The sequence below is a fragment of the Bacillus xiamenensis genome, from assembly GCF_000300535.1.
Classification (GTDB): Bacteria; Bacillota; Bacilli; order Bacillales; family Bacillaceae; genus Bacillus; species Bacillus xiamenensis.
Genome location: NZ_AMSH01000001.1, coordinates 1 through 25,671, shown reverse-complemented (window position 1 = coordinate 25,671; position 25,671 = coordinate 1). Strand labels below are relative to the sequence as shown.

Below are 25,671 nucleotides of genomic sequence, written 5' to 3'. Positions count from 1 at the left end.
TTTGTGAGAAGATCTATTTCATAAATGAGGTGTAACGACATGAGACAATCCCTGACTTTCATTCCAACTCTTCGAGAGGTGCCAGCAGATGCAGAGGCAAAAAGTCATCAGCTATTAGTAAGAGCTGGATTCATTAGACAAAATACAAGCGGTATCTATCATTATCTGCCACTAGCTCATAAAGTCATCCAGCACATTCAATCCATTGTTCGCAAGGAAATGGAAAAGGCGGGAGCAGCTGAGCTGTTAATGCCAGTCATGCAGCAAGCAGAAATGTGGCAAGAGTCAGGAAGGTGGTATACATACGGTCCAGAACTCATGCGTATGAAAGATCGTCATGGCCGCGAGTTCGCACTTGGCCCAACACACGAAGAAGTGATTACATCACTCGTACGCAGTGAAGTGAAATCGTATAAAAAGCTTCCTTTGACACTTTATCAAATTCAATCAAAATTCCGCGATGAACAAAGACCACGCTTTGGGTTATTGCGCGGACGTGAATTTATTATGAAGGACGCTTATTCATTCCATTCTTCGCCAGAGAGCCTAGATGACACATACAACAAAATGTTTACGGCTTACTCCAATATATTCTCAAAAGTAGGTCTTAATTTTAGACCGGTTATTGCTGATTCTGGCGCAATGGGAGGAAAAGATACACATGAGTTTATGGCACTGTCAGAAGTAGGAGAAGATACAATCGCTTATTCTGATACGTCTTCTTATGCTGCTAACATTGAAATGGCTGAGGCTGTGTATCAAGGAGAAGAAGCAAACCCTGCGGACTTCAAAGAACTTGAAAAAGTGCACACGCCGCAAGTGAAAACGATACAAGATGTTGCTGCATTTTTAGAAGTAGCTCCTTCTGAATGTCTCAAATCTGTTTTGTTTAAAGCAGACGATGCATATGTTTTGATCCTTACAAGAGGCGATCATGAAGTAAATGATGTCAAAGTGAAGAACTTACTAGGAGCACAGCTTGTAGAGCTTGCTTCACGAGAAGAAGTACTTGAAATCATTGGAACAGAGCCTGGATTTGTTGGGCCTGTTAAGCTAGAAGCAGAAGTAGCTATTTATGCAGACCTCGCTGTAAAAGGAATGACAAACGCAGTTGCAGGTGCAAACGAATCCGATTATCACTATATCAATGTAAACCCTGCACGTGATGTGTCAGTGAAAGAATTTACAGACCTTCGCTTGATTCAAGAAGGGGATGTTTCTCCAGATGGAGAAGGCACGATCCAGTTTGCAAAAGGAATTGAAGTAGGACAAGTCTTTAAACTGGGAACGCGTTATTCAGAAGCAATGGATGCAACGTATCTTGATGAAAATGGGCGCGCACAGCCAATGATTATGGGCTGCTATGGCATCGGTATCTCTAGAACCCTTTCTGCGATTGTTGAACAGCATCATGATGATAAAGGGATTATCTGGCCAGAAACAGTGGCGCCATATGATCTTCATCTACTTGCCTTAAATATGAAAAATGATGCACAAAAGGAACTGGCTGAAACATTATACGAGCGTCTACAAAAAGAGGGCTATGATGTCCTTTTCGATGACCGCCAAGAGCGTGCAGGAGTGAAATTTGCAGACAGTGATTTAATTGGACTGCCAATTCGTATTAGCTGCGGGAAACGTTCAGAAGAGGGCATTGTCGAAGTGAAGTTTAGAAAATCAGGTGAATCACACGAAGTATCTGTAGATGAACTGGTTTCATTTATCAGACAAGCATAAAAACGAACAAAAAAATGAAGGTACCTCCTGCAGAAAAGAGGTACCTTTCTGATTTGCAAAAGGAGGGTCCTGTCTTGGATGAACAATTACCGATTACCCGGCGGCAATTTCATATATTACTCAATCAGATTCAAATGACAGATGATGACCTCAGTCGTTATTTTGAAGAAGGCGAGATCGTCAAACTGACGGTGCATAAGGCAGCAAAAACGTGGCATTTCCTTTTTAAATTTAAGGCGCTTCTGCCTTACAAGGTATATGCCATGTTTCTCAGCAGGCTGACAAGCGCATTTTCTCATATTGCACAAGTTACTTGTACGATTGAAGTCAATGATCCGCACATATCTGAAGAGCTCGTTCAATCGTATTGGTCACATTGTGTGGAAGAGCTTCAAGGAATTTCTCCCCCAATCATCAGCTTGCTTCAGCAGCAAAAACCGGCGCTGTCTGGGCATAAAATCATCATTAAAACAAAAAGCGAAACAGAAGCTTTAGCCATCAAGAAGAAGTACAGCCCAATGCTACAGGCTGCATTTAAACAAGTTGGTTTTCCAGAGCTGCAATTTGATACAGAGATATTTGTATCAGATCAAGAGATTCAGAAATTCAGAGAACAAAAGCTCGCTGAAGACCAGGAAAGAGCCTTGCAAGCCCTCACTGAGATGGAGAAGAAAGAAAGTGAGGAACAAGAGGAAGCTCCGTCTGGCCCACTGATGATTGGATATCAAATCAAAGACAATGAAGAAATTCGTACGCTTGACAGTATTATGGACGAGGAAAGACGAATCACCGTCCAAGGCTACGTGTTCGATGCAGAAACGCGCGAGCTGAAAAGCGGCAGAACCCTTTGTATCTTTAAAATCACGGATTATACAAATAGTATTTTGATCAAAATGTTTGCAAGAGAAAAAGAAGATGCCCAGCTCATGAAATCATTGAAAAAAGGCATGTGGGTCAAAGCTAGAGGAAGCATTCAAAACGATACGTTTGTGAGAGATCTTGTGATGATCGCAAATGACGTCAATGAAATGAAGCCGCAGCTGAAAGAAGACACAGCACCTGAGGGCGAAAAGCGAGTTGAACTGCATTTGCACTCTCCAATGAGTCAGATGGATGCTGTCACTGGCATCGGAAGACTTGTTGAACAAGCAAAAAAATGGGGGCATGAAGCCATTGCCCTGACAGATCATGCCGTTGTACAATCCTTTCCAGATGCGTATGCAGCAAGTAAAAAGCATGGCATCAAAATGATGTACGGTGTGGAAATCAATTTAGTCAACGATGGGGTACCGATTGCGTACAATCCAGAGCACCTTTTATTAGAGGATGCGACGTTTGTCGTGTTTGACGTAGAGACAACAGGACTTTCTGCTGTTTATGATACGATTATTGAGCTTGCAGCAGTGAAAATCAAAGGCGGGGAAATCATTGACCGATTCGAGGCGTTTGCAAACCCTCATCACCCGCTGTCAGCGACAACGATTGAGCTAACCGGTATTACCGATGATATGGTGAGAGATGCACCAGATGTCGTCGATGTCGTTCGAGATTTCAAAGAGTGGATTGGACAAGATATCCTTGTCGCACACAATGCGAGCTTTGATATGGGCTTTTTAAATGCAGCGTATAAACGACTGCTTAAAACAGATAAAGCATCAAATCCAGTCATTGATACGCTCGAACTCGGGCGATTCCTTTACCCAGAATTTAAAAATCACCGGCTGAACACGCTGTGTAAAAAGTTTGATATTGAACTTACGCAGCATCACCGTGCGATTTATGATGCAGAAGCGACAGGGTACCTGATGCTGAAGATGCTAAAAGATGCGGCTGAAAGAGGCATTGTCTACCATGATCAATTGAATGAAAACATGGGTCAGTCCAATGCGTACCAGCGCTCGCGTCCTTATCATGCGACACTGATTGCTCAAAATGAGACCGGTCTAAAGAATTTATTCAAGCTTGTTTCACTTTCTCATATTGATTATTTCTACCGGGTACCGCGCATTCCGCGCTCACAGCTTGAGAAATATCGAGAAGGTTTAATAGTCGGGTCTGCTTGTGATAAGGGTGAGGTCTTTGAAGGAATGATGCAAAAGTCACCTGATGAGGTGGAAGACATTGCAGCATTTTATGATTATTTAGAGGTTCATCCGCCAGAAGTGTATCAGCATTTACTTCAGCTGGAGCTCATTCGAGATGAACGGGCATTGAAAGAAATCATCACAAACATTGTGAGGCTTGGTGAAAAGCTGAATAAACCAGTCGTGGCGACTGGAAATGTGCACTACCTGCATCCAGAAGATAAAATTTATCGTAAAATCTTAATTTCATCACAGGGTGGTGCGAATCCACTTAACCGTCATGAACTGCCAAAAGTTCATTTTAGAACAACTGATGAAATGCTAGAAGCATTCTCCTTCTTAGGAGCCGAAAAGGCGAAAGAGATCGTCGTGACGAATACGCAAAAAGTATCTGAGATGGTCGAAAGTATCAAACCAATCAAAGACGATCTTTACACACCAAAAATTGAAGGTGCAGATGAAGAAATACGGGAAATGAGCTATCAAATGGCTCGGAGCATCTACGGAGATGAATTACCGAAAATCGTAGAAGACCGTATTGAAAAAGAATTAAAAAGTATTATCGGTCATGGTTTCGCTGTTATTTATTTAATTTCTCATAAACTCGTAAAGAAATCACTTGATGATGGATACCTGGTTGGTTCAAGGGGATCAGTCGGTTCATCCCTCGTTGCGACTTTAACAGAGATTACGGAAGTGAACCCACTTGCGCCGCACTATGTATGTCCAAGCTGCAAGCACTCTGAATTCTTTAATGACGGATCGGTCGGTTCAGGATTTGACCTTCCTGATAAAAACTGTCCTGAATGCGGGACGCCGTATAAAAAAGACGGACACGACATTCCGTTTGAAACCTTCTTAGGTTTTAAAGGAGATAAAGTGCCTGATATCGACTTGAACTTCTCCGGTGAATATCAGCCGATTGCCCATAACTATACGAAAGAGCTGTTTGGTGAAGAGTATGTATACCGAGCAGGTACGATTGGTACTGTTGCAGAAAAAACAGCATATGGTTACGTGAAAGGCTACGCAGGAGACCATAACCTTCATATGAGAGGCGCAGAAATCGACCGGCTCGTACAAGGCTGTACAGGGGTCAAACGGACAACTGGTCAGCATCCAGGCGGTATTATCGTAGTGCCGGATTATATGGACATTTACGATTTTTCACCGATTCAATATCCAGCAGATGCGACAGGTTCTGATTGGAAAACGACGCATTTTGATTTCCATTCAATCCATGATAACTTGCTGAAACTAGATATTCTTGGGCACGATGATCCAACGGTCATTCGGATGCTTCAGGACTTAAGCGGAATCGATCCAAAAACAATTCCGACAGACGATCCTGAGGTCATGAAAATCTTCCAAGGGACGGAGCCTCTCGGCGTTACAGAAGAGCAAATCGGATGTAAGACGGGAACTCTCGGTATCCCTGAGTTTGGCACAAGATTTGTTCGGCAGATGCTTGAGGATACAAAACCGACCACCTTCTCAGAGCTCGTTCAGATCTCTGGTCTATCACACGGTACAGATGTATGGCTCGGAAACGCACAGGAGCTGATTCATAATAAAACGTGTGAATTAAGTGAAGTGATTGGCTGCCGTGACGATATTATGGTGTATCTGATCTATCAAGGATTAGAGCCGTCACTTGCCTTTAAAATCATGGAATCTGTTCGTAAAGGGAAGGGACTTCCTCCTGAATGGGAAGAAGAAATGAAGAAAAATAACGTTCCGAACTGGTACATTGATTCTTGTAAAAAGATCAAATACATGTTCCCTAAAGCCCACGCTGCTGCTTATGTATTAATGGCTGTTCGGATTGCTTATTTCAAGGTGCATCATGCACTTTTGTACTACGCGGCCTATTTTACCGTTCGTGCGGATGACTTTGATATCGAAACGATGACAAAAGGATCAAATGCGATTCGAGCGGTCATGGACGATATTAACTCAAAAGGTCTTGATGCATCACCGAAAGAGAAGAACCTATTAACCGTACTAGAGCTTGCACTTGAAATGTGCGAAAGAGGCTATCACTTTAAAAAAGTAGACCTATACCGCTCAAGTGCAACTGAGTTCATTATTGATGGAGACGGATTAATCCCGCCATTTAACTCCATCCCTGGGCTTGGAACAAACGTTGCGTTAAATATTGTGCGCGCACGTCAAGATGGTGAATTCCTCTCAAAAGAAGATTTGCAAAAACGAGGGAAAGTCTCTAAGACCATCCTTGAATATTTAGATCGTCAAGGCTGCTTAGAAGCACTTCCTGATCAAAACCAGCTTTCTTTATTCTAATGTGATCCAAAAAGAGCGCCCGCAAGAGGGCGTTCTTTTTTTTATAAACAATAATTTTATTATGTTAACTAATAACATTTTAACTGGAATTTTTTCTTGTTTGGTCATATATCTTGATGTACCGTCGTGTTTTTACGAGCAGAGGTTGTATGTCATTCTTTCTACCCAAATAGAGCAAAAAAGAGAATTTGGCCGTCTGAAATGTTCTCATGCGACATATGATCATTCTGGGTACAGTCACATGAAGAATCAAGAGAAAACCCCCGGTGAGCGTCTAGCTGATTGCTGTTCACTATGCGCATTTTTGAAACCTTGTTTGATTCTTTTCATAGCTGTACAAAACACAAACGAACTGAAAGAGAGGCGTTTTTCTATTGTTCAATGTTTCACGCTTTAGAAAAAAAGAAGGGGTGAGAAATAGGTAAATGGCATCTTACAACTATGTAGAGGTTCTTCAAAAATCAATTTTGTTTTACGAAGCCCAGCGTTCTGGAAAGCTCCCTGAAAGCAATCGTCTTAACTGGCGAGGGGATTCTGGATTAGAGGATGGGAAGGATGTTGGTCATGATTTAACAGGCGGGTGGTATGATGCTGGTGATCATGTGAAGTTTGGGCTGCCGATGGCTTACTCTGCGGCTGTGCTTGCATGGACAGTTTATGAGTACCGAGAAGCTTATGAAGAGGCGGAGCTGCTTGATGATATGTTAGATCAAATCAAGTGGGCAACCGATTACTTTTTGAAAGCCCATACAGGGCCGAACGAATTTTGGGCGCAAGTAGGTGATGGGCACGCTGATCATGCCTGGTGGGGTCCAGCAGAAGTGATGCCAATGAACCGGCCGGCATTTAAAATTGATGAACATTGTCCAGGAACAGAAGTAGCCGCACAAACTGCAGCTGCTTTAGCAGCAGGTTCTATTATTTTTAAAGAAACAGATGCGTCGTATGCAGCAAAGCTTCTCACACACGCCAAACAGCTTTATGCATTTGCTGATCAATATCGCGGCAAATATACAGATTGTGTAACAAATGCTCAGTCATTTTACAACTCATGGAGCGGTTATATTGACGAGCTCATTTGGGGAGGAATATGGCTCTACTTGGCGACAAATGAGCAGACCTATTTAAATCAAGCACTAAAAGCAGTAGATGAATGGCCGAAGGAATGGGATTATACATTTACCATGTCGTGGGACAATACGTTTTTTGCTTCTCAAATTTTACTCGCCAGAATCACAAAGGAGAAAAGATTTATAGAATCGGCAGAGCGTAATCTAGATTACTGGTCCACGGGTCTTGTTCAAAATGGGAAAGTAGAAAGAATCACATATACGCCTGGCGGTTTGGCGTGGTTAGATCAATGGGGGGCACTTCGCTATTCAGCAAATGCAGCATTTTTAGCCTTTGTATACGCTGATTGGGTCTCTGACCAAGAAAAAAAGAATCAATACCAAACGTTTGCGATCAAGCAAACACACTACATGCTAGGTGATAATCCGCAAAATAGAAGCTATGTTGTTGGGTTTGGCCAAAATCCGCCGATGCATCCACATCATCGAACTGCGCATGGCTCATGGTCTAATCAGCTGACAAATCCTCCTCACCATCGGCACACTCTTTATGGAGCGCTTGTTGGTGGGCCTAATGCACAGGATCAATATGTCGATGACATCTCTGACTATGTAACAAACGAGGTGGCGACAGACTATAATGCTGCCTTTACTGGAAATCTAGCCAAAATGGTGCAACTGTTTGGTCAGGGGCAGTCAAAGCTGCCGAATTTCCCCCCTAAAGAAAAGGTGGAGGATGAGTTTTTTGTAGAGGCAGCTGTGATGAGTAACGATACAACATCTACTCAGGTCAAAGCCGTTCTATATAATCGATCAGGCTGGCCGGCAAGAAGCAGTCAAACACTTTCGTTTAGATATTACGTCAATCTTAGCGAGATATTTGCGCGTGGATTCACTGAAAAAGATATTCAAGTGACCGCAGCCTACAATGAAGGCGCCTCCTTATCCCCGTTAACGGTATATGACGCATCATCCCATGTCTATTTTACAGAAATCGATTTTACTGGTGTAGCTATTTTTCCTGGAGGCGAAGCTTTGCATAAAAAGGAAATACAGTTTCGATTATCTGCTCCAAATCGGTTGAATATATGGGATGCCTCAAATGATTATTCCTTTCAAGGGTTAACATCTAATATGCAAAAAACAGCGAGGATTCCTGTTTTTGATCAGGGTGCTTTAGTATTTGGCACACTTCCAGACAAATAAAAATCAATTCTAAATTCATTTAAAGGGTGAGGGACATGACAAACAAAGAACGGTTTTTAACGCTTTATCATCAAATTAAAAACGATGCACATGGATATTTTTCAAAAGAAGGCATTCCGTATCATTCAATTGAAACGCTTATTTGCGAGGCGCCGGATTATGGGCATATGACGACTTCAGAAGCTTATAGCTACTGGCTGTGGCTTGAAGTGTTGTATGGACATTATACAGGTGATTGGAGCAAGCTAGAAGCAGCTTGGGATAATATGGAGAAGTTTATCATTCCAGTAAATGAAGATGGACATGATGAGCAGCCGCATATGAATTCTTACAATCCATCTAGTCCAGCCACGTATGCTTCAGAAAAACCATACCCGGATCAATACCCTAGCCAGCTGACCGGAGCTTATCCTGCTGGTCAAGATCCGATTGATGCTGAACTGAAGTCAACCTATGGAACGAATGAAACGTATTTAATGCACTGGCTACTTGATGTAGACAATTGGTATGAATATGGGAATTTGCTAAACCCATCACATACGGCAGCATATGTAAACACATTTCAGCGGGGGCCGCAAGAATCTGTATGGGAGGCCATCCCTCATCCATCACAAGATGATCAAACATTTGGGAAGCCCAATGAAGGTTTCATGAGCTTGTTCACAAAAGAAAATCAAGCGCCAGCCGCCCAGTGGCGCTATACCAATGCGACAGACGCTGATGCGCGTGCGATACAGGCAATGTATTGGGCAAAAGAGCTTGGCTATCAGCGATCAACCTACCTTGAGAAAGCGAAAAAAATGGGTGATTTCCTTCGCTACGGTATGTACGATAAATATTTTCAAACGATTGGAAGTGGAAAGCAGGGCCGTCCGTCTCCTGGGAATGGAAAGAGTGCGTGTCATCACTTAATGGCATGGTATACCTCTTGGGGCGGTGGACTTGGAGAGTATGCAAATTGGGCATGGCGTATCGGGGCAAGTCATTGTCACCAAGGGTATCAAAACCCTGTCGCTGCTTATGCTTTATCCTCAGATAAAGGGGGGTTAAAGCCATCGTCTGCTACTGGTGCAAGTGATTGGGAGAAAACGTTAAAGAGACAGCTTGAATTTTACGTATGGCTTCAATCAAAAGAAGGAGCGATTGCAGGAGGTGCAACCAATAGCTGGAATGGAGACTATCGTGCATATCCCGCCGGAAGAAGCACATTTTATGACATGGCATATGAAGATGCGCCTGTTTACCTTGACCCTCCTTCTAATAATTGGTTTGGGATGCAGGCATGGCCAATGGAGCGTGTAGCTGAGCTATACTACATTTTTGTAAAAGATGGAGACAAAACGTCTGAAAATGTCCAAATGACCAAATCTGTTATCACAAAATGGATCAACTACTCATTAGATTACATTTTTGTTGACACCCGTCCTGTGACGGATCAAGAGGGATACTTTTTAGATGGTCAGGGACAAAGAATTCTCGGAGGGACAAATGCTGCTGTTGCCACAACGAGTGCACCTGGCGAGTTTTGGATTCCTGGAAATATAGAATGGAGCGGCCAGCCTGACACTTGGAGCGGTTTCCAATCTGCAACAGGCAATCCCAATTTAACGGCTGTAACGAAAGATCCTTCTCAAGATACGGGCGTACTTGGCAGTCTGATCAAAGCCTTGACATTCTTTGCTGCTGCAACAAAGGAAGAGACAGGAAACTATACACCTCTTGGTATAAGAGCAAAAGAGACAGCCGCACAGCTCCTTGAGGTTGCGTGGAATTATAATGATGGTGTGGGGATTGTCACAGAGGAGGAAAGAGAAGACTACCACCGCTTCTTTAAAAAAGAAGTGTATTTCCCAAATGGCTGGAATGGAACATTTGGTCAAGGGAATCAGATCCCTGGTACCAGCACCATTCCTTCTGATCCGCAGCGCGGAGGTAACGGAGTTTATACGAGTTTTGCAGATCTTCGTCCGAAAATTAAGCAAGATCCAGCATGGTCAGCGCTTGAGAGTAAATATCAAGCATCATTTAATGAATCATCAGGTAAATGGGAGAGTGGTGCGCCAAGTTTCACTTATCATCGCTTCTGGTCACAAGTTGATATGGCCACAGCCTATGCGGAATATCATCGTCTCATCGACTAGCAGATTCACATCAAGCGGCCGGCTGCTTGATGGCCGGCAGGCTGAATAGAAAATATACATCCAATGAAGCAGGACGACGTGATGAAAATCTGCTAAATGAGTGGACGGCACAAAGAGTTGAAAAAACATATGCTGATGGCAAAGTGACATGTCCAGCCTATCACGGGACATATGAGGTTCGAATCGGTAAAGACAGTAAACTGTTAAAACAGCAGACAATTTAACTTGATTCAAATACACAAACACCGCTTCATCTAAATGTGATCGCACCTGTAAAATGATAGATGTGAGGAGAATCTGAATGAAGAAATGGGCTCAAAGGGTGTCTTGTATCACCCTACTCATCGTTGTATGGGCAGGCTGGTTCTCTCTAACCGTCAAAGCCGCCTCCTATGTGCAAACATCTGGTACACATTTTTTGTTGAACAATCAACCATTTTACTTCGCTGGCACAAATAACTACTATTTTCATTACAAATCAAAAAAGATGGTAGATGCTGTGTTCGATGATATGAAAGCAATGAATTTAAAGGTCATACGTATTTGGGGATTTCACGATGGGGCTCCTCAAGAAAACTCAGTTTTACAATCTAGTCCAGGGGTTTATGAAGAATCGGGTTTTCGAAAACTAGATTATGCGATTTATAAAGCGGGGCAGGAAGGAATAAAGCTTGTCATCCCGCTAGTGAACAACTGGGATGATTTTGGCGGGATGAATCAATACGTAAAGTGGTTTCAGGCAGGATCACATGATGATTTTTATACCGATTCTCGTATAAAAAATGCTTACAAAAATTATGTGCGTTATGTATTAGAGAGAACCAATACGTACACAGGTGTTCAATATAAAGATGATCCTGCGATTATGACGTGGGAGCTTGCCAATGAACCGCGTGCTCAATCAGATCCTACAGGGAATTTACTAGTAAACTGGGCAAATGAAATGAGTACTTGGATCAAATCAATTGACCGGAATCATCTTGTCGCAGTAGGAGATGAAGGGTTCTTTCACATAGCAGGTCATGACGATTGGCTATATGGGGGCGGAGAGGGCGTTGATTGGGATCGTTTGACCGCTCTTCCTCATATCGATTATGGAACCTATCATTTATATCCAGATCACTGGAACAAGTCAGCAGCTTGGGGAGTGAAATGGATTGAAGACCATATCAATCATGGAAATGTGATTGGAAAACCTGTTGTGCTAGAAGAGTTTGGCTATCAAAATCAAGCAGCACGTCCTGATGTATATCAAAGCTGGCTGACAACAATTGAACGACTCGGAGGAGCAGGCAGCCAATTTTGGATTTTAACAAGCATTCAAGACGATAATTCGCTCTATCCAGATTATGACGGCTTTCGAGTCATAAAGGAGAGCAGGGAGGCAGAAGTCATCAGTGAACACGCAAAAAGAATGAATGAAAAGAAGTGATAAAAAGCGTCTGTTAATAAGGAACTTCATTTGCATAAAAAAATTGGATATGGTATAGTTTTTATGGAAATGCTAACGATTACCGAGACAAGAGTGGGGAAACCCGCTCTTTTGTATTGAACAGGCAATTTTTGTCTCGACATTATTCATCCGTTTTCTGCTCCCCCTGCTCACATAAAGCAGGGTTTTTATGCAGAATGATTGATAAGAGCGTTTATCGAAAGCACAAGGAGGAAGAGAATGAGCAAAAAAGTAGTGGATATCGTAAGCGAAATGGTGCAGCCAATATTAGATGGCTTACAGCTTGAACTCGTTGATGTTGAATTTGTCAAAGAGGGTCAAAACTGGTTCCTTCGCGTGTTTATTGACTCTGAAAAAGGCGTCGATATCGAGGAGTGTGCCAAAGTGAGCGAAGCCTTGAGCGAAAAGCTTGATGAGGCAGATCCGATTAGCCAAAACTACTTTCTTGAAGTGTCCTCTCCTGGAGCGGAGCGTCCATTAAAGAAAAAAGCTGATTTTGAAAAAGCACTTGGAAAAAATGTTTTCATGAAAACATACGAACCAATTGATGGTGAAAAGGCGTTTGAAGGTGAGCTTACAAGCTTTGATGGTGAGATTGCAACAGTGACAGTGAAGATTAAGACAAGAAAGAAAGAGATCAATATTCCATACGAAAAAATAGCGAACGCAAGATTAGCAGTTTCGTTCAATTAACCTTTTCATTGATATAAGGGGGAACCATAAAAATGAGTAGTGAGTTGTTAGATGCCCTGACTGTTCTTGAGAAAGAGAAGGGTATTAGTAAAGAAATTATTATTGAAGCGATTGAAGCTGCACTCATTTCTGCATACAAGCGTAATTTTAATCAAGCACAAAATGTTCGTGTTGATTTGAACCGTGAAACGGGAACGATTCGCGTATTTGCAAGAAAAGATGTTGTAGATGAAGTGTATGATTCTCGCCTTGAAATCTCTGTAGAAGATGCAGTTAACATCAACCCAAATTACATGGTAGGTGACGTCGTTGAGATTGAAGTCACACCAAAAGATTTCGGACGCATTGCGGCTCAGACAGCAAAACAAGTCGTAACGCAGCGAGTGAGAGAAGCAGAGCGAGGTGTGATCTACACTGAGTTTATCGACCGTGAGGAAGACATCATGACGGGAATCGTTCAGCGAATTGACAGCAAATTCATTTACGTGTCACTTGGCAAAATCGAAGCCCTTCTTCCGGTCAACGAACAAATGCCAAATGAGGACTACAAACCACATGATCGCATTAAAGTGTTCATTACAAAAGTAGAAAAAACAACAAAAGGACCACAAATTTATGTGTCAAGAACACACCCAGGTCTTTTAAAGCGTTTATTTGAAATTGAAGTGCCAGAAATTTATGATGGTACTGTAGAGCTTAAATCTGTTGCTAGAGAAGCTGGAGACCGCTCTAAAATATCTGTTCGCACAGATGATCCTGATGTTGATCCAGTTGGTTCTTGTGTTGGACCAAAAGGTCAGCGTGTACAAGCAATTGTCAATGAGCTGAAAGGCGAAAAAATTGACATTGTTCATTGGTCGAATGATCCTGTTGAATTTGTTGCCAATGCCCTTAGTCCATCCAAAGTACTTGATGTCATTGTAAATGAAGAAGAAAAGGCGACAACAGTGATTGTCCCTGATTATCAGCTATCTTTAGCCATTGGTAAAAGAGGTCAAAATGCGCGTCTCGCAGCGAAGCTGACTAGCTGGAAGATTGACATTAAAAGCGAAACAGATGCAAGGGAACTCGGTATTTTCCCAAGAACTGAAGACTCTGAATCTCTTTTCTTAGAGGCTGAACCAGTAGCTGAGGAATCTGACGAATAAGAGGTGATATAAAAGGTGAAAAGCCGAAAGAAAATCCCGCTTAGAAAATGCGTCGTAACGGGAGAAATGAAACCAAAGAAAGAACTGATCCGCATTGTTCGTTCTAAAGAAGGTGAAGTGTCAGTTGACACTACTGGAAAAATGAACGGGCGCGGGGCTTACCTTTCTCTCGATAAAGAAACCATTCTTGCGGCAAAGAACAAACGTAGTTTACAGCAGCAATTTCAGACACAGATTGACGAACACATATTTGAGGAATTACTAGAACTAGCTGAAAAGGTGAAAAAACCAAATGACTGAATCTGAGTGGTATCCTTTGCTGGGTCTAGCAAATCGAGCTCGTAAAGTCGTGTCAGGAGAAGATCTGGTGATCAAAGAAATTCGACATGCGCGTGCTAAGCTGGTTCTTCTTGCAGCAGATGCCTCATCGAACACAGAGAAAAAGGTATCTGACAAATGCAAATTTTATAATGTTCCGGTTAGAAAAGTTGAAGACCGTTCCGTTCTCGGACGTTCTATAGGGAAAGAAGCTCGCGTAGTTGTCGCTGTCACTGACCAAGGCTTCGCTAAGAAGCTCATAAGCTTGCTCGATTAATTTATTTGGGGGTGAACGAATGGCTAAAGTGAGAGTATATGAATACGCAAAAGCCATAGATGTTTCAAGTAAAGATATTATAGCAGCGCTTAAGGATATGAACGTGGAAGTGAACAACCACATGGCGACGCTTGAAGACGACACTGTGAAAAAGCTAGACGCTATCTATAAAAAAGCCAAAGCAAAAGAGACAGCTAACGAGAAACCCGCAGAACAAAAAAAACAATCATCTAACAAAAACAATGATAGAAAGAAGAATGACGTGCAGAATAATCAATTTAATAAAAACAAAAAAAACAACAACCAAAACAAAAACAAAAATAAACGCGGCGGTCAAAACAAGTCGCAGCATCAGCAAGCAAGACCTGTGAAGCCTAAAAAAGAGCTTCCTGAAAAAATTGAATTTACAAATTCGATGACAGTCGGCCAGCTTGCTGAAGAGCTTGGAAAAGAAACAGCTGAAATCATTAAAAAGCTCATGATGCTTGGTGTTATGGCAACGATCAACCAAGAGCTTGATAAAGATACAGTTGAATTAATCGCTTCTGAATATGGTGTTCCAGTAGAGGAAGTCATCATTTTAGAAGAAACTGAACTTGAAAAGTATGAAGTTGAAGATAAAGAAGAAGATATGCAAGTACGCCCCCCAGTTGTGACGATCATGGGACACGTTGACCACGGGAAAACAACGCTTCTTGACAGCATTCGTAAAACAAAAGTCGTAGAAGGCGAAGCTGGTGGAATTACGCAGCATATCGGTGCATACCAAATTGAAGAAAACGGCAAGAAAATCACGTTCCTTGATACACCTGGACACGCAGCATTCACAACCATGCGTGCACGTGGTGCTGAGGTAACCGATACGACGATCCTAGTCGTTGCAGCAGATGATGGTGTGATGCCGCAAACAATTGAAGCCATTAACCACGCGAAAGCAGCAGAGGTACCAATCATTGTGGCTGTCAATAAAATTGACAAACCAACTGCTAACCCTGAACGTGTCATGCAGGAATTAACTGAGCATGGTCTTGTACCAGAAGCTTGGGGCGGCGAAACGATCTTCGTTCCGTTATCTGCAAAAACAGGTGAAGGCATTGACGAATTGATTGAAATGATCCTTCTTGTCAGCGAAGTAGCAGAACTGAAAGCCAACCCAAATCGTGCGGCTAAAGGAACAGTGATCGAGGCTGAGCTTGACAAAGGAAGAGGTTCTGTTGCAACCCTTCTTGTTCAAACTGGTACACTTCATGTAGGTGACCCAATCGTTGTCGGAAATACATTTGGCCGTGTTCGTGCAATGGTCAATGACATCGGACGCCGCGTGAAAACAGCAGGACCGTCTACACCTGTTGAAATCACTGGCTTAAACGATGTACCGAATGCAGGGGATCAGTTCCTCGTATTCAAAGATGAAAAAACAGCTCGTCAAGTAGGAGAGGCGCGTGCTTCAAAACAGCTTGATGAACAGCGTTCAGACAAAGCGAAATTATCTCTCGATGATCTATTTGAGCAAATCAAACAAGGTGATGTGAAAGATATCAACTTAATCGTGAAAGCAGACGTACAAGGTTCTGCTGAAGCCCTGACGGCAGCTCTTCAAAAAATTGAAGTAGAAGGCGTAAAAGTGAAAATCATCCATACGGGTGTTGGAGCGATTACAGAATCTGATATCATTTTAGCAAGTGCTTCTAATGCGATTGTGATCGGATTTAACGTACGTCCTGATGGGAATGCGAAGAGTACAGCTGAATCTGAAAACGTAGATATCCGCTTGCACCGCATTATCTATAAAGTAATCGATGAGATTGAAGCTGCGATGAAAGGGATGCTTGACCCAGAATACGAAGAAAAAATTATTGGTCAAGTTGAAGTGCGTCAAACGTTCAAAGTTTCTAAAATCGGTACAATTGCGGGCGGTTATGTCACTGAAGGAACAATTACTAGAGACAGTGGTATCCGACTAATCCGTGATGGCGTCGTCATTTTTGAAGGCGAAGTCGATGTATTGAAACGATTCAAAGACGATGTGAAAGAAGTTTCACAAGGCTATGAATGTGGTATTACCATTAAGAAATACAATGATATCCGTGAAGGTGATATCTTGGAATCATTCGTTATGCAAGAAATTGAAAGAAAATGATCGGTTATACCGAATGTGAGTGCATGATCTATGATGCATCCTCACTGAAGGAAAAACGTGCGGTTCTTCAGCGTATATTGACAAGAACGCGCCATAAATTCAATGTAACCATTGCTGAAATGGATTATCAGGATACGTGGCAGCGTACTTCAATTGGAATCGCCGTGATTTCCTCCTCTCGGGTTCAAGTGGAAAAAGAACTTCAGCGTGTATTAAGCTTTATTGATTCTTTTCCTGAAATTGAACGAACGATCACGAAAATTGAGTGGTTTTAATTAGAGGTGATAAGATCATGAGTATGAGAGCAACCCGTGTGGGTGAGCAAATGAAAAAAGAATTGGGCGACATCCTTGGCAGAAAGCTAAAAGATCCAAGAATCGGCTTTTTGACTGTAACCGATGTTGAAGTGTCCGGTGATTTGCAAATTGCCAAAGTGTATATTTCTGTTCTCGGTGACGAGAAGAAAAGAGAGGAAACCTTAAAAGGCCTGGCAAAGGCTAAAGGGTATATCCGCTCTGAAATTGGCAATCGAATCAGACTTCGCAAAACACCAGAGCTGCACTTTGAATTCGATGAGTCCGTTGATTACGGTAACCGAATTGAAAGCCTGATTGCTGAACTAAACACAAAAGATCACGAATAAGACGTTGAAATAAGGATAGACGATGATCGTCTGTCCTTTTTCATCGTTTATGAAAGGAGAGAATGCAGATGATAAACGGTGTTCTTTTATTACATAAAGAAAGAGGCATGACCTCTCACGACTGTGTGTTTAAAGTGAGAAAGATATTACACACAAAAAAAGTCGGACATACAGGAACCCTCGATCCAGAGGTGTCCGGTGTTTTGCCTATTTGTATTGGACGAGCGACGAAAATTGTAGAGTACTTAACAGATAAATCAAAAACGTATGATGCGGAAATCACGATTGGTTTTTCTACGACGACAGAAGATCAAACAGGTGAAATAGTTGAAGAAAAAAAGGTGCCTGAACCAATGTCAGAAGATGATATTGATGCTGTGCTGAAGCAGTTTGAAGGAACCATTGAACAGATTCCGCCAATGTTTTCGGCTGTAAAAATTGGCGGGAAGAAGCTCTATGAATATGCAAGAGAAGGAATTGAAATTGAGCGTCCAAGCCGCAAAATCACCATTCATCGTATTGAGCGGACAACACCTGTCACATTTGAAGATGGCCAGGTATCATTCAGATTCACTGTTTTGTGTTCAAAAGGCACGTATGTCAGAACTTTAGCCGTTGATATCGGAAAGAAACTGGGATTCCCGGCCCACATGTCACATCTCATTCGTACAGGGTCAGGCGACTTTACGTTAGAGGAATGTATCACCCTTGACGAGCTGCGCGAGATCAGCGAGGAAGGAACGGTAGATGAGCACCTTGTGCCGATCGAGCGTGCGCTCAATCATTTGCCGAAATGGGAGATAAATGATACATTAGCAAGTAAAGTGGAAAACGGTGCAGTCCTGCCTATGCCTGATGAATTCGCTCATTTTGCAGAGGAAGATCGTGTCGCTGTCTTTGCTCCTTCAGGTCGTTGTATGGCGATTTATATGAAGCATCCGACCAAACAGAACCTGATGAAGCCGGCGAAGATTTTATCCCAGGACAAGCAATCTTAAAGAAAAGGTGACCATCTCGTGAAGACTATACATATTTCACACCCACATACATTAAATCAAAAGGATCAAGCCCCGTCTGTGATGGCTTTAGGGTATTTTGACGGTGTTCACCTCGGACATCAGAAAGTCATTGACGAAGCGAAAAGCATTGCGGAAAAAGAGGGATTGGTCTTAGCTGTCATGACCTTTCATCCGCACCCATCACATGTTCTGCAAAAAGCACGTGAACCAAAAGACTTAATTACACCGCTAGAGGATAAGATTGATTTTATTGAAAAGCTAGGCGCTGACTATTTATACATTGTACAATTCAGCGAAAGCTTTGCAGCACTGTCCCCTCAGGAGTTTGTGGATCAATATTTGGACGAACTGAATGTGAAGCATGCCGTTGCTGGTTTTGATTTTACGTTTGGGCGGTTTGGTGCAGGCACAATGGAAACGTTTGATGAATATGGGAAAGGGCGTATCGCTGCGACTATCGTACCTAAGCTTTCCAATCAAGACCGGAAAGTCAGCTCCACCCTCATACGTTCCGCATTGAAAAATGGGGACGTTGAATATGTGAGTGAGCTTCTAGGGAAACCTTATCAGCTGCGCGGTATTGTCATTCATGGAGACAAACGAGGACGGACGATTGGCTTTCCAACTGCCAATGTCGGTTTATCTGCTGAATACATTATTCCGCCAACAGGCGTATATGCAGTCAGAGCGGAAGTGAAGGGCAAAGTGTATGACGGCGTGTGTAACGTTGGCTACAAACCAACATTTTATGAAAAGCGTCCTGATCAGCCTGCTATTGAAGTGAATCTCTTTGATTTCAACGAAGAAATTTATGGTGAGCCGATTAAATTACAGTGGTACAAACGCATCCGCAGTGAACAAAAATTTAACGGTATTCAAGAATTAACGGCCCAAATTAGCCGAGATAAAGAAGAAGCGATTCAGTTTTTTCAACAACATCTCAATGAAACAAAAAAATCATAGAAAAACCGCTCTACCATTTGCAAAATCAGCATATTTTTAGTATGATAATTCCTGTAGCTTTAAAACCACTTACTTGGCAGGCCGACTTCACCGACGGTTGCGAGGTAGATGGGGCTAACATGATTTGGAGGTGAAACAGGATGGCTATTACTCAAGAGCGTAAAACTCAATTAATTAATGAGTTCAAAACACACGAATCTGATACTGGATCTCCAGAAGTTCAGATCGCTGTCCTAACAGAATCAATTAACAACTTGAACGAGCATTTACGTACTCATAAGAAAGATCACCACTCACGTCGCGGTCTTTTGAAAATGGTAGGTAGACGTCGTAATCTTCTTACGTATCTACGTAATAAAGACGTAACTCGTTACCGTGAGTTAATTAACAAACTAGGCTTACGTCGATAATCGTAAAAAGCGGGAGGATTCCCGCTTTTTTATCGTATAATCACCAATATTTTATGGTTAAAATGTTGAAAGAATGGCAAAAACCCTTCTACATACAGCTTTCACATTGATATGTGAAAATCATTTTGTTCATAATAAGAAATAACCTAAAAACTTTACGACAAGAGAGGAGTTTATCTCAGAATGGGACAAGAGAAACATGTCTTCACCATAGACTGGGCTGGACGTCAACTGACAGTTGAAACTGGCCAGCTTGCAAAGCAAGCAAACGGAGCGGTTCTCGTACGCTACGGAGATACGGCTGTACTTAGCTCAGCCACAGCTTCTAAAGAACCAAAACCACTTGATTTTTTCCCGCTCACTGTGAACTACGAAGAAAGATTATATGCAGTAGGTAAAATTCCTGGTGGTTTCATTAAAAGAGAGGGTCGCCCAAGTGAAAAAGCAATCCTTGCGAGCCGCTTAATTGACAGACCGATCCGCCCGCTATTTGCAGATGGATTTAGAAATGAAGTACAAGTCATTAGTATTGTCATGAGTGTGGACCAAGATTGTTCATCTGAAATGGCTGCAATGTTTGGCTCATCTTTAGCATTATGTGTGTCTGACATTCCATTTGAGGGGCCAATCGCTGGTGTTACAGTAGGACGAGTAGATGGACAGCTGATCATCAACCCAAATGTTGAGCAGCTTGAGCAAAGCGATATCAACCTTGTTGTAGCTGGAACAAAAGATGCGATCAACATGGTAGAGGCTGGTGCTGATGAAGTGCCAGAAGAAACGATGCTTGAAGCCATCATGTACGGCCATCAAGAGATCAAACGCTTAATCGAATTCCAAGAGGAAATTGTGAAAGCTGTTGGTAAAGAAAAAATCGATATTCCTTTATATGAAGTCGATCAAGCACTAGCAGAGGAAGTAAAAGCACTTGCTGAAGCTGATCTGCTGAAAGCGATTCAAGTACATGAGAAGCATGCTCGTGAAGATGCGATCAGTGCTGTGAAAAAAGCTGTGATTGAGAAATTTGAAGAAGAAGAGCGTGACGAAGCAACACTGAAACAAGCGAAGGATGTCTTAAACAAGCTTGTGAAAAACGAAGTCCGCCGCCTGATCACAGAAGAAAAAATACGTCCAGATGGACGCGGTGTTGATCAAATCCGCCCACTTTCTTCTGAAGTAGGAATTCTTCCAAGAACGCACGGTTCAGGGTTATTTACAAGAGGGCAAACACAGGCACTCAGTATCTGTACTTTAGGTGCACTTGGAGATGTTCAAATTCTAGATGGTCTTGGTGTTGAAGAGTCTAAACGATTCATGCACCATTATAACTTCCCGCAATTCAGTGTCGGTGAGACAGGTCCAATGCGTGGCCCAGGCCGCCGCGAAATTGGGCATGGTGCGCTAGGTGAACGTGCATTAGAGCCAGTGATCCCATCCGAAAAAGATTTCCCTTATACGATTCGCCTTGTATCAGAGGTATTAGAATCAAACGGATCTACTTCACAAGCAAGTATTTGCGCGAGCACACTTGCGATGATGGATGCAGGTGTTCCGATTAAAGCACCAGTTGCAGGGATTGCCATGGGACTTGTTAAATCTGGCGAATACTACACAGTGCTGACAGACATTCAAGGAATGGAAGATGCACTTGGAGATATGGACTTTAAAGTAGCAGGTACATCAAAAGGTGTAACAGCACTTCAAATGGACATTAAAATCGACGGTCTATCAAAAGACATTTTAGAAGAAGCGCTCCAACAAGCGAAAAAAGGAAGAATGGAAATTTTAGATAGCATGCTGTCGACGATTCCATCTTCTAGAGGAGAATTGTCACGTTATGCACCAAAAATCTTAACGATGACAATCAATCCGGATAAAATTCGCGATGTCATTGGACCAAGCGGTAAACAAATCAATAAAATCATTGAAGATACCGGTGTGAAAATCGATATTGAACAAGATGGTACAATTTTTATCTCTTCTACAGAAGAAGACATGAACCAAAAAGCGAAGAAAATCATTGAAGATCTTGTCAGAGAAGTTGAAGTAGGGCAACTTTACTTAGGTAAAGTAAAACGCATTGAAAAATTCGGTGCCTTCCTTGAAATCTTCAGCGGCAAAGATGGACTTGTTCATATTTCTGAGCTTGATCTTGAGCGTGTTGGCAAAGTGGAAGATGTCGTGAAGATTGGTGACGAATTACTCGTCAAAGTCACTGAAATCGATAAACAAGGCCGTGTAAACCTTTCTCGCAAAGCTGTTTTACGTGAAGAAAAGGAAAAAGAAGAAAAACAGTCTTAATGAGAACAAATAAAATGTTAGAAGCCAGGTATCCGTGCCAGGCTTCTTTCTTTTCTTGCAGGCAACAATAGTTCTACCTTGTTTCTCCCCATCATAATTTGTGGTAAAGGGGAGGGACAACCATTGAAAAAAACGTTACCAGTCATTGTGTTTGTGTTTTTACTGCTCGTGTCATATCAAACGATGAAGCAGCCGGCTGCTGTCACATATATTGAATCAATGAAAGAGCACGCCGAGGTAGCATCTGTTTCAACAGATCATTTGTATCAAGAGATTGAATCGAAGTCTTCTGACTATGAAGTGAAGGCGCAAAATGCTAAGATTGATAAAGTGTGGAAAAAGGTACCTGGTTTGAATGGACAGACGGTGGATATTGATGCCTCGTACGAAAACATGAAGGCACGAGGCGTATTCGATGAAAAGCGGCTTGTTTTGAAAGAAACAAAGCCATCTGTTCATTTACATGAACTTGGTGCTGAACCGATCTATAAGGGACACCCGGATAAGAAGATGAATGCATTCCTGATCAATGTCGCTTGGGGCGACGAGCATTTAACAAAGATGTTGAATACACTAAAAAAGCATCAAGTGAAGGCGACCTTTTTCTTAGAAGGCAAGTGGGTGAAAAACAGTACAGACCTTGCCAAAAAAATCGTGGCAGATGGTCATGAAATTGGAAATCATTCATACAATCACCCGGATATGCGCACACTGACAAGAGAACGAGCATTAGAGCAGATTACCAAAACAAATCGCCAAATTGAAGAATCCCTTGGAAAAAAACCGAAATGGTTTGCGCCTCCAAGCGGCAGCTTTAAAGAAGAAACAGTAAAGCTTGCCATGCAAGAAGGAATGGAAACCATTATGTGGACAGTAGACACCATTGACTGGCAAAAGCCATCACCAGCCATTTTGCAAAAACGGGTGCTGGGGAAAATTCATAATGGGGCGATGATATTAATGCATCCAACAGATGCAACGGCAAAAAGTCTTGACGCACTTATCACTCAAATCAAGGAAAGAGGATATGAATTAGGAACGGTTTCTGACCTCCTAAGTGAAAAAAGACACCCGTGATGCGATCTGTTTGTTGAATAGGAGGAGCAAAAACTTGGTCAAAACGTATACATGCCAAAATGGAGTAAGAATTGTACTCGAAAACAATCCCACTGTGAGATCTGTCGCAATTGGCGTCTGGATTGGAACAGGTTCTAGACATGAGACACCAGAAATTAATGGGATCTCACACTTTTTAGAGCATATGTTCTTTAAAGGAACAAAGACGAGATCTGCACGTGATATCGCAGAATCCTTTGACCGCATTGGTGGTCAAGTGAATGCCTTTACATCAAAAGAATATACTTGCTATTATGCAAAGGTGCTTGATTCACATGCTGGCTATGCCCTCGATGTATTAAGCGACATGTTTTTTCACTCTGCTTTTGACGAGGAAGAGCTGAAGAAAGAAAAAAATGTTGTCTATGAAGAAATTAAAATGTATGAGGATACACCTGATGACATCGTTCATGATTTGTTAAGCAAAGCCATTTACGGTGACCATTCATTAGGTTATCCGATTCTAGGAACAGAGGAAACCCTCTCTACCTTTAACGGTGACTTACTTAGAAAATATATGGATGAATTCTACACGCCAGACCGCGTCGTCATCTCGGTTGCAGGGAACGTAGATGACACCTTCATTCGAGAGGTTGAAAAATTGTTTGGCTCCTATGAAGGGAAAGGGAAAAAGCAACCTGTAGAAGCTCCGCAATTCCACTATGACAAGCTCACACGCAAAAAGGAAACAGAACAGGCGCACCTTTGCATGGGCTTTAACGGCCTTCCGGCTGGAGATGAGGGCATTTATGACTTGATCGTCTTAAACAATGTTCTGGGCGGAAGCATGAGCAGCCGCTTGTTCCAAGACGTAAGGGAAGATAAAGGACTTGCGTATTCCGTATTCAGCTATCATAGCTCATTTGCAGATAACGGAATGCTGACGATCTATGGTGGAACTGGAGCGAAGCAGCTTAACCTTCTATCTGAAACGATCCTTCAAACATTAGACGTCTTAAAACGTGATGGAATCACGCAGAAAGAACTTGAGAACTCGAAGGAGCAAATGAAAGGCAACCTGATGCTCAGTCTTGAAAGCACAAACAGCAAGATGAGCCGAAATGGTAAAAATGAATTGCTTCTTGGCAGACATCGTACACTCGATGAAATTATTGATGAAATCAATCACGTCACATTAGACGGCGTGAATAACTTATCTAAAAGAATCTTCACAGAAGATTATGCGCTCTCGCTTATTAGTCCGACAGGTGATCAGCCATCATAAAGTAAACAACACGGCAGGCTTCTCAAGAGGTCTGCCGTTTATTGTATATAAAGAAGAAAGGGGCTCTGCTTTCATGAAATATGAAAAACTGAAACAGCTCTCTCCGCTGCTTAGACAAGCCATCTCTTTCCAGCCGATCACATCTGGCTTTTCAGGAGACCGCACCTTTTTGGTCACAACATCTAGTGAAAAGCTGGTGCTCAAGCTATCAGACATCCGGAAATATGCCAGTCTAAAAAGAAAAGCGTCCGTTCTGCAAAAGTTAAAAGATCGAGGGGTTCTTTGTTCTGAAGTGATGGAGATCGGAATGAGTGCTGAACAAAGCTGTACCTTTCGTATTTTTCCCTTTATCGAAGGGGAGAATGCTAGAGCATCCATTCATCGGCTCACAAACGAAGAGCAGTATGAAATCGGAAGGCGGGCAGGTAGAGACCTGAGTCTTATCCATACATATCATGCACCTGCTCATGAAGCGCCGTGGGATGAGAAGGTCATGGCGAAACATGAACGATATATCCATGCCTATCAATCAAGTGGAGTGGCCTTTTCTCATGATCAGTTCGTATTAGATTTTATTCAGTCGCATGCTGATGCGGTAAAGGGGAGACCTCATCAGTTCCAGCATGATGATTTTCATTTAGGGAATATCCTGTTGCAAGGGAATCAGTATGCTGGCGTGATCGATTTCGATCAATCCGACTTTGGCGACCCCATTCATGACTTTTATAAACTGTCTTTATTTAGTCGAGAAATCAGCATTCCATTTTCAGCAGGGCAAGTGGATCACTATTTGAGTAAGCAGGGCACAAATGATTTTTGGCTTCTTTTTTCCATCTACACAGCAATGAGTTGCTTTTCTTCTATTGTCTGGACGTTATCCTATGATCCGGGACATGTCAAAGACATGGTGAACCGGGTGGATAGAATACTGAAAGATCATAAGCGCTTTACTCAACTTCAGCCAGTTTGGTATGCAGATTGGCATCACTTGTGATATGGAGAAAGGGACGGTCTATTCCTTCTTTTTGCTGCATATATGATATGGAAGGGAAGTGATGCGATTTTGAGGCTAAGTGAGCTGTCAGGAAAAGAGATCGTCGATATCAAAAGAGCGGAGCGGCTTGGCGTGCTTGGACAAACCGACCTTGAAATCAATGAACAGGACGGTCAAATTACAGCACTCATCATACCTTCCGTCAAGTGGTTTGGCCTTCGAAAACAAGGAAATGATATCCGCGTCCCGTGGAATCACATTCAAAAAATAGGATCAGATATGATCATTCTCGATGTGCCTGAAGAACTTCAGCCGCACGGGGACAAAGAGCACCCATCATAAAAGGGTGCTTTCAGCGTGTAGACAAACCCTCGCATTCTCCCGCAGTCCTGCGTGCCGGTGCTCACGAATGTTAAATTCGCTCCGCGC

At 42.4% G+C, this 25,671-nt stretch carries 21 protein-coding genes; all 21 read left to right on the top strand.

What is annotated here, in order from left to right; translation table 11 throughout:
• The first annotated feature begins 39 nt into the window (after window positions 1-39).
• The 21 genes from BA1_RS00105 (at window position 40) to BA1_RS00005 (ending at window position 25,584) form a co-directional block, all read left to right on the top strand.
• Window positions 40-1,737 (top strand): proline--tRNA ligase, encoded by a 1,698-nt coding sequence (locus BA1_RS00105; protein ID WP_008354458.1) that lies wholly within the window; start codon window positions 40-42, stop codon window positions 1,735-1,737.
• A 74-nt stretch (window positions 1,738-1,811) separates the two neighbouring features.
• On the top strand, window positions 1,812-6,125 hold the full coding sequence (locus tag BA1_RS00100; protein ID WP_008354457.1) for a PolC-type DNA polymerase III: 4,314 nt from the start codon (window positions 1,812-1,814) through the stop codon (window positions 6,123-6,125).
• Window positions 6,126-6,550: 425 nt separating this feature from the next.
• Window positions 6,551-8,401 carry a glycoside hydrolase family 9 protein gene (locus BA1_RS00095; RefSeq protein ID WP_008354456.1) on the top strand — a complete coding sequence of 617 codons (1,851 nt, stop codon included), beginning with the start codon at window positions 6,551-6,553 and terminating at the stop codon, window positions 8,399-8,401.
• A 35-nt stretch (window positions 8,402-8,436) separates the two neighbouring features.
• Entirely contained in the window at window positions 8,437-10,542 is a 2,106-nt protein-coding gene (locus tag BA1_RS00090; protein WP_008354455.1) for a glycoside hydrolase family 48 protein, read from the top strand.
• 29 nt (window positions 10,543-10,571) lie between these two features.
• On the top strand, window positions 10,572-10,766 hold the full coding sequence (locus BA1_RS00085) for a hypothetical protein (protein ID WP_008354454.1): 195 nt from the start codon (window positions 10,572-10,574) through the stop codon (window positions 10,764-10,766).
• A 77-nt stretch (window positions 10,767-10,843) separates the two neighbouring features.
• On the top strand, window positions 10,844-11,974 hold the full coding sequence (locus BA1_RS00080) for a glycoside hydrolase 5 family protein (protein ID WP_008354453.1): 1,131 nt from the start codon (window positions 10,844-10,846) through the stop codon (window positions 11,972-11,974).
• 240 nt (window positions 11,975-12,214) lie between these two features.
• A complete protein-coding gene (gene rimP / locus BA1_RS00075) occupies window positions 12,215-12,688 on the top strand; it encodes a ribosome maturation factor RimP (protein ID WP_008354452.1) in 474 nt (157 codons plus the stop codon).
• A 32-nt stretch (window positions 12,689-12,720) separates the two neighbouring features.
• Window positions 12,721-13,836 carry a transcription termination factor NusA gene (nusA, locus tag BA1_RS00070; protein WP_008354451.1) on the top strand — a complete coding sequence of 372 codons (1,116 nt, stop codon included), beginning with the start codon at window positions 12,721-12,723 and terminating at the stop codon, window positions 13,834-13,836.
• Window positions 13,837-13,851: 15 nt separating this feature from the next.
• Window positions 13,852-14,136: an RNase P modulator RnpM gene (gene rnpM / locus BA1_RS00065; protein ID WP_008354450.1), complete on the top strand. Its 285-nt coding sequence runs from the start codon at window positions 13,852-13,854 to the stop codon at window positions 14,134-14,136.
• Window positions 14,129-14,431 carry a YlxQ family RNA-binding protein gene (locus BA1_RS00060; protein WP_007499528.1) on the top strand — a complete coding sequence of 101 codons (303 nt, stop codon included), beginning with the start codon at window positions 14,129-14,131 and terminating at the stop codon, window positions 14,429-14,431. Before rnpM ends, BA1_RS00060 begins: the two co-directional genes overlap by 8 nt.
• 19 nt (window positions 14,432-14,450) lie before the next feature.
• Entirely contained in the window at window positions 14,451-16,571 is a 2,121-nt protein-coding gene (gene infB, locus BA1_RS00055) for a translation initiation factor IF-2 (RefSeq protein WP_008354447.1), read from the top strand.
• Window positions 16,568-16,846, top strand: coding sequence for a DUF503 domain-containing protein (locus tag BA1_RS00050; protein WP_008354445.1), 279 nt, complete (start codon window positions 16,568-16,570; stop codon window positions 16,844-16,846). The genes infB and BA1_RS00050 overlap by 4 nt, the downstream gene beginning before the upstream one ends.
• A 17-nt stretch (window positions 16,847-16,863) precedes the next feature.
• On the top strand, window positions 16,864-17,214 hold the full coding sequence (gene rbfA, locus BA1_RS00045) for a 30S ribosome-binding factor RbfA (RefSeq protein ID WP_007499525.1): 351 nt from the start codon (window positions 16,864-16,866) through the stop codon (window positions 17,212-17,214).
• Between the two features lie 68 nt (window positions 17,215-17,282).
• Window positions 17,283-18,212, top strand: a complete 930-nt coding sequence (gene truB / locus BA1_RS00040; protein ID WP_008354442.1) for a tRNA pseudouridine(55) synthase TruB — start codon at window positions 17,283-17,285, stop codon at window positions 18,210-18,212.
• Window positions 18,213-18,230: 18 nt separating this feature from the next.
• Window positions 18,231-19,196 (top strand): bifunctional riboflavin kinase/FAD synthetase, encoded by a 966-nt coding sequence (ribF, locus tag BA1_RS00035; protein ID WP_008354440.1) that lies wholly within the window; start codon window positions 18,231-18,233, stop codon window positions 19,194-19,196.
• Window positions 19,197-19,336: 140 nt separating this feature from the next.
• The gene (rpsO, locus tag BA1_RS00030) at window positions 19,337-19,606 is read left to right on the top strand and encodes a 30S ribosomal protein S15 (RefSeq protein WP_008354438.1); all 270 of its coding nucleotides are present in this window, start codon (window positions 19,337-19,339) and stop codon (window positions 19,604-19,606) included.
• Between the two features lie 183 nt (window positions 19,607-19,789).
• Window positions 19,790-21,907, top strand: coding sequence for a polyribonucleotide nucleotidyltransferase (pnp, locus tag BA1_RS00025; RefSeq protein ID WP_008354436.1), 2,118 nt, complete (start codon window positions 19,790-19,792; stop codon window positions 21,905-21,907).
• A 123-nt stretch (window positions 21,908-22,030) separates the two neighbouring features.
• A complete protein-coding gene (locus tag BA1_RS00020) occupies window positions 22,031-22,984 on the top strand; it encodes a polysaccharide deacetylase family protein (protein ID WP_008354434.1) in 954 nt (317 codons plus the stop codon).
• A gap of 34 nt (window positions 22,985-23,018) precedes the next feature.
• Entirely contained in the window at window positions 23,019-24,248 is a 1,230-nt protein-coding gene (locus BA1_RS00015; RefSeq protein ID WP_008354432.1) for a M16 family metallopeptidase, read from the top strand.
• A 73-nt stretch (window positions 24,249-24,321) separates the two neighbouring features.
• Window positions 24,322-25,242 (top strand): aminoglycoside phosphotransferase family protein, encoded by a 921-nt coding sequence (locus tag BA1_RS00010; protein WP_008354430.1) that lies wholly within the window; start codon window positions 24,322-24,324, stop codon window positions 25,240-25,242.
• 69 nt (window positions 25,243-25,311) lie between these two features.
• Window positions 25,312-25,584: a YlmC/YmxH family sporulation protein gene (locus BA1_RS00005; protein ID WP_008354428.1), complete on the top strand. Its 273-nt coding sequence runs from the start codon at window positions 25,312-25,314 to the stop codon at window positions 25,582-25,584.
• Window positions 25,585-25,671 lie beyond the last annotated feature (87 nt).

What these genes read in the sequence shown, in the direction of transcription:
- BA1_RS00105 (WP_008354458.1), top strand. Translation starts at nt 40, where the DNA reads ATGAGACAATCCCTGACTTTCATTCCAACTCTTCGAGAGGTGCCAGCA.
- BA1_RS00095 (WP_008354456.1), top strand. Translation starts at nt 6,551, where the DNA reads ATGGCATCTTACAACTATGTAGAGGTTCTTCAAAAATCAATTTTGTTT.
- BA1_RS00090 (WP_008354455.1), top strand. Translation starts at nt 8,437, where the DNA reads ATGACAAACAAAGAACGGTTTTTAACGCTTTATCATCAAATTAAAAAC.
- BA1_RS00085 (WP_008354454.1), top strand. Translation starts at nt 10,572, where the DNA reads ATGGCCGGCAGGCTGAATAGAAAATATACATCCAATGAAGCAGGACGA.
- BA1_RS00080 (WP_008354453.1), top strand. Translation starts at nt 10,844, where the DNA reads ATGAAGAAATGGGCTCAAAGGGTGTCTTGTATCACCCTACTCATCGTT.
- rimP (WP_008354452.1), top strand. Translation starts at nt 12,215, where the DNA reads ATGAGCAAAAAAGTAGTGGATATCGTAAGCGAAATGGTGCAGCCAATA.
- nusA (WP_008354451.1), top strand. Translation starts at nt 12,721, where the DNA reads ATGAGTAGTGAGTTGTTAGATGCCCTGACTGTTCTTGAGAAAGAGAAG.
- BA1_RS00060 (WP_007499528.1), top strand. Translation starts at nt 14,129, where the DNA reads ATGACTGAATCTGAGTGGTATCCTTTGCTGGGTCTAGCAAATCGAGCT.
- infB (WP_008354447.1), top strand. Translation starts at nt 14,451, where the DNA reads ATGGCTAAAGTGAGAGTATATGAATACGCAAAAGCCATAGATGTTTCA.
- BA1_RS00050 (WP_008354445.1), top strand. Translation starts at nt 16,568, where the DNA reads ATGATCGGTTATACCGAATGTGAGTGCATGATCTATGATGCATCCTCA.
- rbfA (WP_007499525.1), top strand. Translation starts at nt 16,864, where the DNA reads ATGAGTATGAGAGCAACCCGTGTGGGTGAGCAAATGAAAAAAGAATTG.
- truB (WP_008354442.1), top strand. Translation starts at nt 17,283, where the DNA reads ATGATAAACGGTGTTCTTTTATTACATAAAGAAAGAGGCATGACCTCT.
- rpsO (WP_008354438.1), top strand. Translation starts at nt 19,337, where the DNA reads ATGGCTATTACTCAAGAGCGTAAAACTCAATTAATTAATGAGTTCAAA.
- pnp (WP_008354436.1), top strand. Translation starts at nt 19,790, where the DNA reads ATGGGACAAGAGAAACATGTCTTCACCATAGACTGGGCTGGACGTCAA.
- BA1_RS00010 (WP_008354430.1), top strand. Translation starts at nt 24,322, where the DNA reads ATGAAATATGAAAAACTGAAACAGCTCTCTCCGCTGCTTAGACAAGCC.